The organism is Plantactinospora sp. CNZ321, assembly GCF_004217235.1.
Window position 1 is genome coordinate 6,388,270 of the sequence record NZ_SHKQ01000001.1, and the last position, 14,742, is coordinate 6,403,011.

Consider the following 14,742-nt stretch of genomic DNA (forward strand, 5'->3'; position numbering starts at 1 on the left):
GTTCCCGGCCCGTCGACGAGGGATTGCGGGCGTGGCCACGGTGAGTGGTGCGAGCCCCGGGGGCGGTACCTGCCCAGGTCGACATTACTCTCCGTCCACATTCGATCACACTTAGTACGCCTGTCCGATCGAGGACACCCGCCCGGACCGGGCAAGAGCAGCGCCCTGGACAGCACGGCACCGAGGTAGTTCGATAGCTATCAATGGATGCCAGGCGCTGACGCAGTCGTACCCCGTACCCCCAGAAAGGCTCTCGCCATGTTCGGACGCAAGCTGCACGCCGCCGCCCTCGCCCTGGCCCTGGGCCTGGCCCTGCTGGCCGCCGCTCCCGCGCAGGCCGACCCGCTGATTCCGCTGCCGCCGCCCGGCCAACCGGTGGCCACCGACATCACCCCGACCGGTGCCAGGCTGACCTGGGCGCCGCCCGCCGGCCCGGTCTTCCGCTACTCGATGCTGCGACTGGTGGACGGTCAGTGGCAGGGCTTCTCCTCGATGCCGTTCAACACCGTCACCTTCGTGGCCCTGACGCCCGGCACCGAATACACCGTGGCGGTGCGCGCCGCCGCGCTGCCCGGCTCCGGTTACTCGTTGAGTCCGCTCTCGGAACCGCTCACCTTCCACACCCCGCCGGCCGAGGAAGGCTGAGGCTTCTCGCCGCGGACGGCTGAGGCTTCTCGCCGCGGACGGCTGAGGCTTCTCGCCGGGGCGCGTACGGCGAGGCAGCATGGACGGGTGAACGAACCCGACGCCGAACGCTACGCCCGGCTGGCGCGGCTGCTGACCGGCGGCGACGTCGTCGTGCTCAGCGGTGCCGGGCTGTCGACCGACTCCGGGATCCCGGACTACCGAGGGCCGAGCGGGGCGCTGCGCCGGCACACCCCGATGACGTACCAGACGTTCGTCGGTGACCCGCTGGCCCGGCGCCGCTACTGGGCACGCAGCCACCTGGGCTGGCGGACCATCGCCCGGGCCGCCCCGAACGCCGGGCACCGGGCGCTCGCCGAACTCGACCGGCGCGGGCTGCTGGCCGGCATCCTGACCCAGAACGTGGACGGCCTGCACCAGGCTGGCGGGGCCCGCTCCGTGGTCGAGCTGCACGGCAGCCTGGCCCGGGTGGTCTGCCTGGGCTGTGCCGAGACCACCGACCGGCAGACGCTGGACCAGCGGTTGCGGGCCGCCAACCCGAGGTTCGCCGCCCGCGTCGACACGGTCAACCCGGACGGCGACGTCGAACTGCCGGACGAACTGGTCGAGGGCTTCCGGACCGTGGACTGCCGGACGTGTCCGGGCGGCATGCTCAAGCCGGACGTGGTCTTCTTCGGCGAGACCGTCCCGCCGGACCGGGTCCGGGCCTGCTTCGACCTGGTCGAGCGGGCCCGACTGCTGCTGGTGCTCGGCTCCTCCCTGACGGTGATGTCCGGCCGCCGGTTCGTGATCCGGGCGGCGAAGCTCGGCATCCCGGTGGTGATCGTCAACCAGGGCCCGACCCGGGGTGACGACTACGCCGAGCTGACCATCGACGCTCCGCTCGGCCGGGTACTGCCGGCGCTGGTCCGGTTCACCGCTGCGGCCCGCTCCGCCGGACCGGCGGTCCCCGGCCGGCGGTTGCGACGATGGGCGTCCGGCCCGCGAGGCTACGCCGGTGCGGCCGGCGAGCGGGTTGGAGGATCGGTCGCGGCGACCGGCGACCTGGCGGCGAGCACCACGGCCGCGCCGAGCAGCGCCGCGCCGACCAGGCCGACCGGGCCGAGCCGGTCCCCCAGCAGCAGCGCGGCGAGCACCGCCCCGACCAGCGGCTCCAGCAGCGCCAGCAGCGCCGCGGTACCGGGCCGGACGGTACGCAGCCCGCGGAAGTAGAGCAGGTACGCCACCGCGGTCGGCCCGACGCCGAGCGCGACCAGTAGCCCGAGGGCGGCGAGACCGGGCTGGAAGCCCAGCCCGACCGTGCCGGCGGCCAGGGGCACCACCAGCAGCCCGCCGAGGGTGAAGCCGTAGCCGGTGCCGGCGAGTTCGTCGAGGTCCGGCACCGGCCGGGCGCCGACCAGGGTGATCGCGGCGAATCCGGCAGCGGAGACCAGCGCCAGCAGGGTACTGAGGAGCACCACGACCGCCCCGAAGCCACCGGCCGGCAGCCCGACCAGCAGCACCAGCCCGGCCACCGCCAGGGCACAGGTTCCGGCCGTACCGCGGTCCACCCGGCGCCGGCCGGCGACCGCCTCCGCGGCGAGGACCAGCAGCGGCGCGGCACCGATGGTGACCAGGGTGGCGAGGCTGACCGAGGTCAGCGACACCGCGCCGAAGTAGCAGACCTGGTAGAGCGCGGCCAGCACCCCGAGGACGACGATCCGGGTCCAGGCCGCCCGGCCGGACGGCGGGCGGCGTCCGGTGAGGGCGAGGAAGGCCACGATCAGGATCCCGCCGACCGCCAGCCGGTATCCGGCGACCGCGACCGGGGAGAGCCCGGTGTGCCGGCCCAGCAGGCTGCCGGTGAGTCCACCGGTACCCCACAACGTGCCGGAGATGATCAGAAACCAGAGGCCGGCACCGGACCGGTGACGCGCGGCAGCCGGTGATGCGATTGCAGCCGGTGGTGCGGAAGAGGTGTGCATGGGAGTTCGCGCTCCTGCGACGAGAGGGAAGGTGGTCGCGGAAGCGGGGCGAACCCAGGAATCACCCGACAGGAAGCAGCGCATCGACCGGATCGGCACGATGCGCTGGGGTCGTCGCCCCGCTCAGGAGCGCGGCGGCGGGGTGATGGGGAAGCGATGGTGCACGGCTGGACTGTACCGTACCGGCACCGAGCCGCCCGCCGGCAATCCCGGCCGGCGGACGGCCCACGTCCTCGCGGAGTACGCCCGTCAGGTCGCCGGACCCTGCTCCGCGAAGCCGAACTGCACCGCGCCCTGCGCGTCGACCGCGGCGTCCAGGGCCTTGTCGTCGAGGATCTGCGCGGCCTGCGGGTCGAGGAAGACCCGCGCCCCGTTGCTGTCCACCACCTGGTCGCCCTGGGCGGGGCTCTCGGCCAGGGTGAGGTTGAGCGACCCGGCGTTGATGTCGCTGGCGATACGCAGGCCGGCGCCGTCCGGCACCTCCTGCTGCGCAGTCAGGTCCCGGATCACGAGTACGGCGTTCTCGGTCATGGTGAGCATGCAGACTCCTCGTGGATTTTCGTGTGCTCGGCCCGTACGCCCATCCAGCGGGCGCGTCCCGGGCACCCGCGTGAGGCCAACTTCGCCTTCGGACATCGCGGCGGCCATCGGTCATGTAGCCAGCCTGTTGATCGGCCCACGCGCTGCGCGGACCGGGCTGACGCCTGGGTACGGCCGGTGCACCTCGCACCCGGTCCCCCGCGCTCGCGGCGACGGGCCGTACTTGCCCTACGTTGCCGGCTCCAACCCGATTCGTCAAATGCGGTGAGCCGCCCGGCGGGACGTGTTAGAAGCTCGCCCGACCCTGTCCAACTGGACGTTTCACCAGGTCAGCGCGGCGTTCCGGCCGGTGTCGCCGATGCGTCGAGCAATCGCCGGATCTCCCGTACGGCGGACCTGCCGGCCCGGTTCGCGCCGATCGTGCTCGCCGACGGCCCGTACCCGATCAGGTGCACCCGGTCGTCGGCGACCACCCGGGTCCCGTCCATCACGATCCCGCCCCCCGGCCCGCGCAGCCGCAGCGGAGCGAGATGGTCGAGTACCGCCCGGAATCCGGTGCACCAGAGGATCACGTCGGCGGCGAAGGTGCCGCCGTCGGGCCAGACGACGCCGTCCGGGGTGATCCGGGCGAACATCGGGAGCCGGTGCAGCAGCCCGCGTTCGCGCATCCGGCGCAGTTGCTCCGTCCACACCAGACCGGTCGCGGCGACGACGCTGGCCGGCGGCAGGCCGGCGCGTACCCGGGCGTCCACCCGGGCCACCGCGGCCCGGCCCCATTCCGGGCTGTAGGCGCCCTCGACGATCACCGGCGGCCGGCGGGTGACCCAGCGGGTCTCGGCGGCGACGGTGGCGATCTCGTCGAGCAACTGGAGGGCGGAGGTGCCGCCGCCGACCACCACGACCCGGCGACCGGCGAACTCGGCCGGGCCCCGGTAGTCGGCGGTGTGCAGTTGCCGGCCGGCGAACGAGCGCTGGCCGGGATAGTACGGCCAGAACGGGCGCCGCCAGGTTCCGGTCGCGTTGACCAGTGCCCGGGCACGCCATCGGCCGGCGTCGGTCCGCACGTCCAGCCGGCCGTCGTCCCGGTCGTGCACCCCGGTCACGTTCACCGGGCGGTGCACCGGGAGGCCGAACTCACGCTCGTACGCCGCGAAGTAGCCGGCGACCACCTCGGCGGCCGGCCGGTCCGGGTCGACCTCGCCGAGCGGCCGGCCGGGCAGGTCGTGCACGCCGTGCACGGCGGACATCCGCAGGGTGGGCCAGCGGTCCCGCCAGGCGCCGCCGGGTCCGGCGCCGCCGTCCAGCAGCACGTAGCCGGTTTCCGGCGCGAATCCGCTCCTGCCCAGGAAGTAGCCGGCGGAGAGTCCGGCCTGACCGGCTCCGATCACCACGACGTCCACGTCCCGCGCGCTCATTACCGGAGTAACCCCGCCCGGCGACCGATCGGTACCGGAAACGGAGGTTTCCTTGGTCACAATCGGATGTCATCATCTAGCCATGCGGATACGTAAATTTTCGCCACGCTTGGCCGCACGGTCGGCACTCGTCTTCATACTCACCGCCGGCACCCTCGGGATGCCGACGCTGGGGGCGGGGTCGGCCAGCGCCGCCGAGCCAGATCCGACGATGAACGACGCGGTCTTCAACCGGCCGACCGGCTCGGCCGCACAACAGAACGCGATCTTCATCCAGCTCGCCCGGATCATCGACCGGGTGCCGCCCGGCGGCGAGATTCAGATGTCCTGGTTCGGGTTCAGCGTCACCGACGTCACCGACTCGGCGACCACTCCGGACCTGCCCGGACGGCTGCTGAACGCGCACCGGCGGGGAGTGCAGGTAAAGATCATTCTGGACCACGAGCAGGTCAAGGGGCGGCCGTACCAGCGACTGCTGCCGGTGCTCGGCAGCAACGACACCGCCGGGTCGTACATCGTGCACTGCGCGGACAGGTTTCCCAGCGCCGACCGCGGCTGCATCGGCACCCGGAAGATCGACTACACGAACTCGTCGGTGACGGCCTACAACCACAACAAGTTCCTGATCGCGTCCAGCATCGTGCTCAACGACGGCTCCACGGTGTCCAACGTGGTCTTCCAGGGTTCGGCGAACCTGGGCTGGTGGGACGCGAACGAGGCCTACAACAACGGCCTGACCTTCAGTGACGCCACCATCTACCAGGCGTACCGGAAGTACTTCGAGGACCTGCGGTCGTACCGCTACAGCTCGGCCGGAAACAACAACTACTACTGGGGCACCCCGACCGGTACGGCGTACCGGGCGTACTTCTTCCCCCGGCGGGAGCGCTCCGGGCAGCCGATCAGCGACCCGGCCACCGACACCGTGGTCAACTCGCTCAACTCGGTGACCGCCTGCTTCTACGACGACAACGGCACCAGGCGGCAGACCGACGTACGGGTCAACGTGTACTCGTTCAACCGCCCCGAGGTGGCCAAGAAGCTCACCGCGCTGAGCAAGCTGGGCTGCTGGGTCGACGTCGTCTACACCGAGGCGAACGCCGGGGTGCTGAACGCGCTGGGCAGCGACATCCAACTCACCAAGTGCAACTACAACGTCGGACCGGGCCGGGACATCCGCACGCACAACAAGTACATGCTGATCGACGGAGCGTACGACGACGACATCGTGCCCCGGGTCTTCACCGGCAGCCACAACTACGCCGTCTCCGCGCTGCGCCAGGCCGACGAGGCGATGCTGCGGGTGATGGGCCGGGGCATCCACGACGACTACCTCCACGAGTTCTGGCACGTCCGGGACACCTGTCGGCAGAACGGCGGCAAGATCCGCTGACGGTACGGCACCGCGATCCCCGTGATCGGGGCAGATCAGGTCGGGCCGGAACAACCGGAACGCCGTACCCTGATCACGGGGATCACCTAGGAGGAGGTCGGCGATGAAGCTGCCGCAGGGCGTCCGGGTCACCGGACCGGTCAACGACCGCTACCAGGAGATACTCACCGGCGATGCGCTCGACTTCGTGGCCCGGCTGCACCGGTCGTTCGACGGTCGCCGCCGGGAGCTGTTGGCGCTGCGCGACGAGCGGGCGGCGGCGCTGGCTGCCGGGGGCACCCTCGACTTCCTGCCCGAGACGGCCGAGGTCCGCGCCGGTGACTGGCGGGTCGCCGACCCGGCACCCGGACTGGTCGACCGGCGGGTCGAGATCACCGGGCCGACCGACGCGAAGATGACCATCAACGCCCTCAACTCCGGCGCCAAGGTCTGGCTCGCCGACCACGAGGACGCCAACACCCCGCTCTGGCGCAACGTGATCGAGGGGCAGCTCAACCTCCGGGACGCGATCGCCCGCAAGCTGGAGCTGCGCACACCGGAGGGGAAGCACTACCGGCTGCACGACGGCGAGCTGGCGACGATCGTGGTCCGGCCGCGCGGCTGGCACCTGCCGGAGAAGCACATCCTGGTCGACGGCGAGCGCACCTCCGGCAGCCTGGTCGACTTCGGCCTCTACTTCTTCCACTGTGCCCGGCCGCAGCTCGACGCCGGCTCCGGTCCCTACTTCTACCTGCCCAAGCTGGAGAGCCACCGGGAGGCGCGGCTCTGGAACGAGGTGTTCCTGGCCGCCCAGGAGTGGCTCGGCATCCCGCGCGGCACGATCCGGGCCACCGTGCTGATCGAGACCCTGCCAGCCGCCTTCGAGATGGACGAAATACTCTACGAGCTGCGCGAGCACTCCGCCGGGCTGAACGCCGGCCGCTGGGACTACATGTTCAGCGTGATCAAGAAGTTCCGCACCCGGGGGGCGGAGTTCCTGCTCCCGGACCGGAACGCGGTGACGATGACCGCGCCGTTCATGCGGGCGTACACCGAACTGCTGGTCCGGACCTGTCACCGGCGCGGCGCGCACGCGATCGGCGGGATGGCCGCCTTCATCCCGAGCCGCCGCGACCCGCAGGTCAACGAGACCGCGCTGGCCAAGGTCCGGGAGGACAAGACCCGGGAGGCGAACGACGGCTTCGACGGCTCCTGGGTGGCCCACCCGGACCTGGTGCCGGTCTGCCGTGAGGTCTTCGACGGCGTACTCGGCGACCGGCCGCACCAGCTCGACCGGACCCGAGCCGAGGTACGGGTCAGCGCCGCCGAACTGCTCGACGTGGCCGCCACCCCCGGCGCGCCGACCGAGGCGGGACTGCGCAACGACGTCAGCGTCGGCATTCAATACCTGGCGAGCTGGCTGGCCGGCTCGGGCGCGGTCGCCATCTTCAACCTGATGGAGGACGCGGCGACCGCCGAGATCTCCCGCTCCCAGGTCTGGCAGTGGCTGCACAACGACGTCACGCTGGCCCACGGCGCCCGGGTGACCCGGGAACTCGTGGAGCGGATCGCCGACGAGGAGATCGACAAGCTCGGCGGCGACCCGGGCCGGTACGCCGAGGCACGGGCCCTGTTCATGGAGGTCGCCGTGGCGGACGAGTTCGTCGACTTCCTCACCCTGCCCGCGTACGAACGGATGCCGTGACCGGGCGGCACCGACCGATGCCCGGACCGGCAGCTGATGAAAGGTCCTGACCGGCAACTGACGAAAGGCTCTGACCGGAGCGGAGACCGGAGGTCGACGGATGGCCCGACCCGAGATCGAGAGGTTGACCGGCGAGCTGCGCGACGCCCTCGGCGACGAGCAGGTGATCGACGACCGGGCCCGGCTACGGACCTACGAGTGTGACGGGCTGGCCCAGTACCGGGTGGTGCCGGCGCTGGTGGTGCTGCCGCGCAGCGCCCAGGAATGCGCCCTGGTGGTCCGGGCCTGCGTCGCCGCCCGGGTGCCGTTCGTGGCCCGGGGCTCCGGCACCGGGCTCTCCGGCGGTGCGCTGCCGCACGCCGACGGGGTGCTGATCGTCACCTCCCAACTGCGGGCCATCCGGGAGGTGTCGCCGGCCGACGAACGGGCCGTGGTCGAACCGGGCGTGATCAACCTGGCCGTCACCCGGGCCGCCAGCCCGTACGGCTACTACTACGCCCCGGATCCGTCCAGCCAGCAGATCTGCTCCATCGGCGGGAACGTCGCGGAGAACTCCGGCGGGGCACACTGCCTGAAGTACGGCTTCACCACCAACCACGTGCTCGGACTGCAGGTCGTCACCCCGGACGGCGACCTCGTCCGGCTCGGCGGTGCGGCGCCGGACAGCCCCGGTTACGACCTCGTCGGCGCCTTCGTCGGCTCGGAGGGCACCCTCGGGATCGCCACCGAGGTCACCGTACGGCTGGTCCGGCTGCCGGAGACGGTGCGTACCCTGCTGGCCGCCTTCGCCAGCACGGACGCGGCCGGTGCGGCGACCTCGGCGATCATCGCCGCCGGAGTGGTGCCGGCGGCGGTCGAGATGATGGACGCGCTCGCGATCGAGGCGGCCGAGGCGGCGGTGCACTGCGGCTATCCGGCCGGCGCGGGCGCGGTGCTGATCGTCGAGCTGGACGGCCCGGCCGCCGAGGTCGAGGCGCAGTTCGCGGAGGTGGAGCGGCTCTGCCGGGCCAACGCCGCGGTCGAGATCCGGGTCGCCACCGACGACGCCGAACGGGCACTCTTCTGGAAGGGCAGGAAGTCCGCCTTCGCGGCGGTGGGCCGGATCAGCCCGGACTACATCGTGCAGGACGGGGTGATCCCGCGTACCGCCCTGCCGGAGGTGCTGCGCCGGATCGGCGAACTCGCCGCCGAGCGCGGCATCCGGGTGGCGAACGTCTTCCACGCCGGGGACGGCAACCTGCATCCGCTGGTCCTCTTCGACGACGCGGTCGACGGGCAGGCCGAGCGGGCCGAGGAACTCTCCGGCGCGATCCTCGACCTCTGCGTCGCGTACGGCGGCTCGATCACCGGGGAGCACGGCGTCGGGATGGACAAGGCGAAGTACCTGCCCCGGATGTACACCGACGACGACCTGGACACCATGCAGTTGTTGCGCTGCGCCTTCGACCCGCGCTCGCTGGCCAACCCCGGCAAGATCTTCCCCACTCCACGGCTCTGCGGCGAGGTGCCCGGCCGGCGCAAGGGTGCGCATCCGCTCCAGGAGGCCGGACTCGCGGAGGTGTTCTGACCCATGCCCCGACCCGACACCACCGCGCAACTCGACGCCCTCCGGGCCGCGATCGCCACTGCCGGCGGGGACAGCGAGACCGGCAGAAGCAACGAGACCGGCAGGGACGGCAGGGCCGGCGAGGACGGCGGCGCCGGCTCGGCGGCGGTCCGGCTGGCCGGGCCGGCGGACGCGGTCGGCGGGGTACCGGCCCGGATCGTCGCCGCTCCCGGATCGACCGCGCAGGCGGCGGCGCTGCTGCGGGCCGCCGCCGGGCTCGGGCTGAGCGTGGTCTTCCGGGGCGGCGGCAGCAGGTCGGACTGGGGCAACCCGCCGCGCGCCCTCGACCTGCTGGTGGAGACCCGGCGGCTGCGCGGCGTGGTCGAGCACGCCGCCGGCGACCTGATCGTGGTGGTCCGGGCCGGCACCCCGCTGGCCGAGCTCCAGCGCGCGCTCGCGCCGGCCGGCCAGCAGCTCGGGCTGGACGACCCGGTCGGCGGCGCCACCGTCGGCGGCGCGGTAGCGTGCAACGCCAGCGGCCCGCGCCGGATGCTCTACGGCACCGTCCGGGACCTGCTGATCGGGGTCACCCTGGTCCGCGCCGACGGGGTGGTGGCGCACGCCGGGGGTCGGGTGGTGAAGAACGTCGCCGGCTACGACCTGGGCAAACTCGTCACCGGGGCGTACGGCACCCTCGGCCTGGTCACCGAGTGCGTGTTCCGGCTGCACCCGGTGCCGGCCGCCCGGGCGTACGTCCGCTGCCGCACGGCCGGTGCCGGGACGGCCGGTGCCGAACGGGTCGGCCGGCTGCTCGGTACCGTCCTCGGGGCCCAACTCGTGCCGACCGCCCTGGAGGTCGACGCGCCACCCGGCGGCGATTACCAGACGGTGCTGCTGCTGGAGGGGACCCCGGCCGGAGTGGCCGGCCGGGCCGAGGCGGCCACCCGGCTGCTCGGCGCCGACGCGGTGCACGGCCCAGCGGCACCGCCATGGTGGGGCCGCTACCCGTGGCAGCCCGGCGACACCGGCCTCAAGCTCACGGCGGTGCTCTCCGGGGTACCCGACCTGCTGGCCACGGCCCGGGCGGCGGGTGACCGGCACGATGTGCCGATCGCGGTACGCGGCTCGGCCGGCACCGGCGTCCTCTACGCCGGCCTGCCGGCGGCGGCCGGACCGGACCGGGTGGCCCGGGTCGTCGAGGAGCTGCGCGGGGCGGCCACCGAGGCCGGCGGGCACGCGGTGGTGCTGACCGCGCCGGAGCCGGTCCGCACCCGGGTGGACCTCTGGGGCCCGGTGGAGGGGTTGGAGCTGATGCGCCGGGTCAAGCAGCAGTTCGATCCCGACGCGCGGCTGGCGCCCGGACGCTTCGTGGGAGGTATCTGATGTCGACACCCGACCCGGTCCCGCCCGATCCGCCGTCGCCGGCCGGCACCCCCGACCCGCCGTCGCCGGCCGGCACCCCGCCGGCCAGCGTGCCCCGGGACGTGCTCGGGCTGCTCGGGCCGACGTCCGGCGGCCCGGCCTTCGACGGGTACCGGCCACCGCCGTCCGACGTCGTCGCCGACTGCGTGCACTGTGGATTCTGCCTGCCGACCTGCCCGACGTACCTGCTGTGGGGCGAGGAGATGGACTCGCCCCGGGGGCGGATCCACCTGATGCGGCAGGGGTTGGAGGGCGAACCGCTGCGCGACTCGATGGTGGGGCACTTCGACGCCTGCCTGGGCTGCATGGCCTGCGTCACCGCCTGCCCGTCCGGGGTGCGCTACGACATCCTGATCGAGAACACCCGGCAGCAGGTGGAGCGCCGGCATCGCCGCCCCGCCCGGGAGCGGGCGCTCCGGGCTGCCGTCTTCGCGCTCTTCCCCTACCCGGGACGGCTGCGGCTGCTGCGCGGGCCGCTGCGGGCGTACCGGGCCAGCGGGTTGCGCGCACTGGTGGCCAGGAGTGGGCTGCTGCCCCGGTTGGCGCCGAGGCTGGCGACCCTGGAGTCGTTGGCTCCCCGGCTGACCCGGGCACCGAAGGCCCCCGACCGGGTGCCCGCGTACGGGCGGCGCCGGGCGGTGGTGGGGATGCTCACCGGTTGCGTGCAGAGCGCGTTCTTTCCCGGCGTGAACGCGGCGACCGCCCGGGTGTTGGCCGCCGAGGGCTGTGAGGTGGTGCTGAACCCGGCCCGGCAGGGCTGCTGCGGCGCGCTGAGCGTGCACAATGGACGATTGACGGAGGCGCGTCGGTTCGCCCGGGACCTGATCGACGCCTTCGCCGAGACCGGCATCGACTACTTCGTGGTCAACGCCGCCGGCTGCGGCTCCTCCCTCAAGGAGTACGGCGAGCTGCTCGCTGACGACCCGGCGTACGCGCAACCGGCCGCCGAGTTCGCCGCCCGGGTACGGGACCTCGCCGAACTCCTCGTCGAACTCGGCCCGGTCGCCCGTCGACACCCGTTGCCGGTCAGCGTCGCCTACCACGACGCCTGCCACCTCGGGCACGCCCAGGGGATCCGCAGCCAGCCCCGGGAGCTGCTGCGGGCCGTTCCGAAGCTGGAGTTGCGGGAGATCGCCGACCCGGAGCTGTGCTGCGGCTCGGCCGGGGTGTGGAACATCCTCAACCCCGAGCCAGCGGCCCGGCTCGGCGAACGCAAGGCCCGGGACGTGCTCGCCACCGGCGCCCAACTGCTGGTGACCGCCAATCCGGGCTGCCTGATGCAGATCGCCGCCGCGATCCCCCGACTCGGCGGTACGGCCTCGGCACGGCCGGCCGGCGCGGGTGGTATCGCCGTGGCGCACACCGCGCAGGTGCTGGACGCCTCCATCCGGCGGCTGCCCGTCGAACGGCTGCTCTCCCCCGGCTGACGGCGGTTCCGCGCCGCGTCGGCGCCCCCCGGGCGCAGGCGCCGGAGCGGACCTACGGTGGTCAGCCCTGGTAGAGCTGGCGAGCGTACTCGGTGCCGTAGTAGCGCTCCAGGTCCTCCAGCGACTCCTCGGTCTGCTGGATCCGCTTGACGATCTGGGGGTGCGGCGGCAGCGCCTCCGGATGCCAGCTCTCCGGATGCCACAGCGCCGACCGCAGGAACGCCTTGGCGCAGTGGAAGAAGATCTGTTCGATCTCGACCACCACCGCCAGGACGGGGCGGTGTCCCTTCACGATCATCTGGTCGAAGAACGGCGCGTCCCGGACCAGCCGGGCCCGGCCGTTGATCCGCAGCGTCTCGCCCCGCCCGGGGATCAGGTAGATCAACCCGACGTGCGGGTTTCCCAGGATGTTGCGGAAGCCGTCCGCGCGCCGGTTGCCCGGGCGTTCCGGGATCGCGATCGTGGTGTCGTCGAGCACCAGGGTGAAGCCGGGCGGGTCGCCCTTGGGCGAGACGTCGCAGTTGCCGGCCGGATCGGCCGTGGCCAGCAGGCAGAACGGTGAGGCCGCCAGCCACTCGCGGTCGAGCTCGTGCAGTCGTACCCGCTCCTTGGTCACCGCCCGGGGCTTCGGCTCGCCGAGCAGCTCGCGCAACTCCGCCTCGGACGTGACCTCCAGCAGACCGGCCGGTGCGACCATCTCGACCTCCCCCGTCAGATGCCTGCCCTACAGCCTACGCCCGCATCGCACGGTCATCTCCGCACGGTCATCTCCGCACGGCGGCCGTCGGGTCGACCGCTCGGGCGACCCGGCGCAGCCCCCGAGCCGCGAACCGTCGGCCCCGGACGGCGGCGTCGGCGATCGTCCGGGGTGGCGGCGCCGCCGGACCCGGCAGTCGGGGCAGTGGTATCCGGGCCTCGGTCGACTCCTCGTTGACCTCGGCGAGATAGTCCGCGAAGACGGCCCGCCAGAGCACCCGGTGCAGTAGCCGTTCGTCGCCCGGCCCGCCGCGCCCGGCAAGCAACTGCTGCCAGGAGGCGGTCACCACGGCCGGCTGGTGCGCGTCCGCCCAGACGTCCCGGTCCGCGACGATCGCGGTGATGAGGTCCCGGTCCACCGCCCTGCCCAGCCGGGGCACCCAGACCGGCGGCACCAGCCCGGCCGGACGCCGGTAGTACGGTTCGTCGCGCCACTGTGGAATCAGTCGTGTGGTGACCGCGCGGTGCAACGCGTTGTCGCGTCGTTGCGCCGGGGTGATGTCGAAGGCGGCCCGGATGAACTCGGGCACCAGCAGCGGCACGATCGTCCCGGCCCGGTCGGCCGTCGTGCCCCAGCGGCGCAGCCGTTCCGCCAGGTAGAAGTAGTCGAGCACCTTGGCGTCGCCCAGCCCGCTGACGAACGCCGTGTCCAGGGTACGGCGGATCTGCGCCGTCGAGGTGAGCCGGGCCGCGGCCGAGAGCCCCAGCCGACGTACGATCCGGCCCGCCAACCGCTCGGTGAAGGCGTCGAGCCGCTCGGGGTACCGGATCTCGGCCAACTCCGCGTGGTCCGGTGGATAGAAGTGGCCGTGTGCGATCTCGCCTGCCGCCCCGCTGATGCTGAGGTGCGGTGCCGGGGCGATTCGGCCCGGTGCCGTCGTCGGAAGGTAGCTCTCCGGTCGCAGTCCCTCCTGCAGCCGGTGCCAGGCCAGCACGTTCGGCAGCACGGGGGCCCGCAACGCCAGGCCTTCGGGCTTGGCCGGGCCGTTCGGTTTCGGACGATCGATCCGGTGGCTGACCCGCCCGGCCATCGCGGCCGGAAGCGCCGCGACGAGTCGTTCCGCGACGTCGGCCTCGCCCGGCTCGGCGCCGTTCGTCACGAACTGCACCTCCAGCCCGGCGGCCAGCACCGCCGCAGCGCAGAGCCGGGAATCCCGCCCGCCGCTGAGTCCCAGAACGACCTTGCCCGACCAGATCGGATCGAGGGACAGCGCGAGCCGACGAAGGGACTCCGCCACCTCCTCGACCCGGTCGGCCGCGAGACCGTCGCCCCGACCCTCCGCCGACCAGGTCGCCAGGGCGTCGACCACGCTGAGGGTTCGGCCCGGCCCGGCCGGGTCGTAGCCGATGGTGGCCCCGCCCGGCACGGCGTACACGTTGCTGAACGGGGTCCGGTCGCCCTGGAACCAGCCGGTGGCGGCGAACATCCGCCAGCCGTCCCGGTCCGGCTCGGCCCGGACTCCGGCGAACCGGCAGGCCGCAGCCGGTCGGTTCGACCAGACCCAGCCGCCGGGAAAGCGGAGTTCGTAGAGCCGCCCGAGCCCGATCCCGTCGGTGTGCAGCCGCAGCCGGCCCCGGGCGGGGTCGACCGAGGCCACCACGAACGGCGCGGTCAACTCGAGCACCGACGACGGGCGCTCGATCAGGGCCCTGGCCAGTGGCACCGCCGCCCGCGCGGGTTCCACGGCGCCGACGAGCCGCTGGTAGTCGACGGGCAGATAGAGGGTGGCCACCGCCAGATCGGCTTCCCGCTGCCAGGACGGCCAGCGCCACGGCGACGGATCGACGTCCCACACGTGCAGTCCGATCCGGCCGACGTCCAGGCCACTCCGCCGGGTCTCGTCGCGCCACCGGGACGTGTAGTAGTCCGTGACCCGACCGAGCCGGAGTGGCACATCGGACGCACCCTCGACACGATCGAATGCGTACGCCAGAAGCAGCTGCATGGAG

General features: G+C 72.8%; 11 protein-coding genes and 1 pseudogene. 7 read left to right on the plus strand and 5 right to left on the minus strand.

Features of this window, described 5'->3' with window-relative positions; genetic code table 11:
• Positions 1 to 258: 258 nt before the first annotated feature.
• The gene (locus tag EV371_RS27655) at positions 259 to 645 is read left to right on the plus strand and encodes a fibronectin type III domain-containing protein (protein WP_165436847.1); all 387 of its coding nucleotides are present in this window, start codon (positions 259 to 261) and stop codon (positions 643 to 645) included.
• Positions 646 to 732: 87 nt separating this feature from the next.
• Positions 733 to 1,575: pseudogene (locus EV371_RS27660) on the plus strand (NAD-dependent protein deacetylase); the annotation flags it as partial.
• Positions 1,576 to 1,634: 59 nt separating this feature from the next.
• On the opposite strand, the gene EV371_RS27665 reads toward EV371_RS27660, so the two are convergent.
• The 3 genes from EV371_RS27665 to EV371_RS27675 form a co-directional block, all read right to left on the minus strand.
• Positions 1,635 to 2,609: a DMT family transporter gene (locus tag EV371_RS27665; RefSeq protein WP_130464635.1), complete on the minus strand. Its 975-nt coding sequence runs from the start codon at positions 2,607 to 2,609 to the stop codon at positions 1,635 to 1,637.
• Between the two features lie 249 nt (positions 2,610 to 2,858).
• On the minus strand, positions 2,859 to 3,149 hold the full coding sequence (locus tag EV371_RS27670) for an adhesin (protein ID WP_130464636.1): 291 nt from the start codon (positions 3,147 to 3,149) through the stop codon (positions 2,859 to 2,861).
• A 329-nt stretch (positions 3,150 to 3,478) separates the two neighbouring features.
• Positions 3,479 to 4,564, minus strand: a complete 1,086-nt coding sequence (locus EV371_RS27675; RefSeq protein WP_130464637.1) for a flavin-containing monooxygenase — start codon at positions 4,562 to 4,564, stop codon at positions 3,479 to 3,481.
• 109 nt (positions 4,565 to 4,673) lie between these two features.
• Here EV371_RS27675 and EV371_RS27680 point away from each other — a divergent pair, with 109 nt between their 5' ends.
• The 5 genes from EV371_RS27680 to EV371_RS27700 all read left to right on the plus strand — a co-directional run bounded on the left by EV371_RS27680 (position 4,674) and on the right by EV371_RS27700 (position 12,036).
• Entirely contained in the window at positions 4,674 to 5,957 is a 1,284-nt protein-coding gene (locus EV371_RS27680) for a phospholipase D-like domain-containing protein (protein ID WP_349339524.1), read from the plus strand.
• A gap of 103 nt (positions 5,958 to 6,060) precedes the next feature.
• Positions 6,061 to 7,641, plus strand: coding sequence for a malate synthase A (gene aceB / locus EV371_RS27685; protein WP_130464638.1), 1,581 nt, complete (start codon positions 6,061 to 6,063; stop codon positions 7,639 to 7,641).
• A gap of 100 nt (positions 7,642 to 7,741) precedes the next feature.
• On the plus strand, positions 7,742 to 9,208 hold the full coding sequence (locus tag EV371_RS27690; RefSeq protein WP_130464639.1) for an FAD-linked oxidase C-terminal domain-containing protein: 1,467 nt from the start codon (positions 7,742 to 7,744) through the stop codon (positions 9,206 to 9,208).
• A 3-nt stretch (positions 9,209 to 9,211) separates the two neighbouring features.
• Positions 9,212 to 10,570, plus strand: a complete 1,359-nt coding sequence (locus tag EV371_RS27695; RefSeq protein ID WP_130464640.1) for an FAD-binding oxidoreductase — start codon at positions 9,212 to 9,214, stop codon at positions 10,568 to 10,570.
• Entirely contained in the window at positions 10,570 to 12,036 is a 1,467-nt protein-coding gene (locus EV371_RS27700) for a heterodisulfide reductase-related iron-sulfur binding cluster (protein ID WP_130464641.1), read from the plus strand. The genes EV371_RS27695 and EV371_RS27700 overlap by 1 nt, the downstream gene beginning before the upstream one ends.
• 61 nt (positions 12,037 to 12,097) lie before the next feature.
• On the opposite strand, the gene EV371_RS27705 is transcribed toward EV371_RS27700, so the two are convergent.
• The gene (locus EV371_RS27705; RefSeq protein ID WP_130464642.1) at positions 12,098 to 12,733 is read right to left on the minus strand and encodes an MSMEG_1061 family FMN-dependent PPOX-type flavoprotein; all 636 of its coding nucleotides are present in this window, start codon (positions 12,731 to 12,733) and stop codon (positions 12,098 to 12,100) included.
• A 67-nt stretch (positions 12,734 to 12,800) separates the two neighbouring features.
• A complete protein-coding gene (locus EV371_RS27710; protein WP_130464643.1) occupies positions 12,801 to 14,738 on the minus strand; it encodes a hypothetical protein in 1,938 nt (645 codons plus the stop codon).
• Positions 14,739 to 14,742: the final 4 nt, after the last annotated feature.